At 63.3% G+C, this 1,573-nt stretch carries 3 protein-coding genes; 1 reads left to right on the top strand and 2 read right to left on the bottom strand.

The window, feature by feature from the left end:
• Positions 1 to 9: 9 nt before the first annotated feature.
• Together WAN02_RS25330 and WAN02_RS25325 are read right to left on the bottom strand one after the other, a co-directional pair.
• Entirely contained in the window at positions 10 to 579 is a 570-nt protein-coding gene (locus WAN02_RS25330; protein WP_422267565.1) for a hypothetical protein, read from the bottom strand.
• Positions 580 to 615: 36 nt separating this feature from the next.
• Positions 616 to 1,011 carry a hypothetical protein gene (locus tag WAN02_RS25325; protein WP_422267567.1) on the bottom strand — a complete coding sequence of 132 codons (396 nt, stop codon included), beginning with the start codon at positions 1,009 to 1,011 and terminating at the stop codon, positions 616 to 618.
• A gap of 366 nt (positions 1,012 to 1,377) precedes the next feature.
• Here WAN02_RS25325 and WAN02_RS25320 point away from each other — a divergent pair.
• Positions 1,378 to 1,573, top strand: a 196-nt coding sequence (locus WAN02_RS25320; RefSeq protein ID WP_422267563.1) for an SRPBCC family protein, incomplete at its 3' end; no start/stop codon positions are given.

Genomic DNA, 1,573 nt, shown 5'->3' with positions numbered 1-1,573 from the left:
ACGACCTGACTAATGCAGTCGGTCGGTGACATCGATCCACGCCGCCCCGCGGTGACTGTTCATGTCGTGACACTGGCCGTAGATACGGCCGATGCCGTGTGTCGTGGAGTCGCGATCCGGATACAGGATCGCGTTGACGCCGTCCTTCGACAGATTTCTGCCGAACATGTGCTGGTTGGGCGGTAAGCCCTCACGCCAGCCGTGCGCGACCATGGCCGCCGTGATGGTTCGAAAGTACTGGTCCGCGCTGATGTCGGAGGGCAGCTGGAAGTCGAGGTACACCGCTCCCTGATAGGGCGGGTTGTCGTTGTCTTTGCAGGACATCAAGAGGTAGCTGGCCGTCGGTCGCTGAATAGCCGCGATCGCGACGATGGCTTTCGCCTGCTCGACGACTTCGCTTTGAGTTTGCGCGTCCGTGGCCGCAGAACCCGGGTGCTCAACGACATTCCCCGCCAACGAGTGCAGCCGATTGATCACCAGGAAAGCTGCACCGACCAGGACGGCAGTAAACAAGACAGCAGCCGTCACCGTCCGTGCTGCGGGCGGGCGGATGTTGGACGTGTCGCGGTCGTCAGTCATGGGTGACCACGAATCGGGCTAAGCCACGTGGTGGCGTCAGCCCCCCAGTGCCGCGAGAAGTTCTTTGATCCGAGCCGCCTCTTCGTCGGTCGGGATCTCTTCGGCCTCGATGGCGTCGAGCAGCTCGGGCGTGAGTCCCGCGCCGTTGGCAGTCTCCTGTGCCGAGAGCTTGGAGCGCCGGCGAACGACATACAGCTGTTGGCCCAACGTCGCGCCCGGCGCCTCGGCCGCCATCGCCATCAGGTCGTCGTAGCGGGTCCGAACTCCGCTGAGGGACACGATGACTGACGGAGTCGCCCGGCCGCGAGACGCTGCTTTGGTGAGCGCCGTCTGCAACTTCCGCAGACCGGACAGGATCACGTTCGCGCGTCCGGAGAACTCTGGATCTTTGATGTCGGGCAGGGCGTCGATCGCCGCGGAGAACATCTGCATCGCCGCCTCGACCAAGCTGACAATGACCGGCGCCTCACCGTCATCCGGTCCGCCGTCGTTCTTGGACCGCTTTGTGCTGTGGAAGGAATCGTCGATGGTAATCACTCCGTCCGAATCTTGATTGCAGACGTCGAAACGCTAGCGCGGATCCATCGTCTGGACAAGGTTGGCCCCGACGCGACGATCGGGCCAGCGTATCGCCGGAAGTCGAACCTGGCAGCGCAAATTTCTGGCATCGGCCCGCGACCATTTTCCGTCCCCGGCTTTTGTGCGGTTTCCGAATATGCGTGTGGCGCACCATGCAGGACCGGTCGAACATCGGCATTTCCGCTTACCCGTCGGCCGCGAGCATGCTTTGATCAGCCCATGCAGGGCTCTGCGACAGTTCATATGGCGGCACCCGCGGACAAGGTCTGGAACCTGGTCGCCGACGTCCGCAACATCGGCAGCTACTCCCCCGAGGTGTTCGAAGCCGAATGGCTCGACGGAGCGACCGGACCCGCGCTGGGCGCGCGATTCCGTGGACACGTCAAGCGCAATGAGATCGGCCCGGTGTACTGGA

Origin of the sequence: Mycobacterium sp. (assembly GCF_049281135.1) — a bacterium.
Taxonomy (GTDB): Bacteria; Actinomycetota; Actinomycetes; order Mycobacteriales; family Mycobacteriaceae; genus Mycobacterium.
The sequence above is the reverse complement of the archived record's forward strand: the minus strand, read 5'-3'. Positions and strand labels throughout refer to the sequence as shown.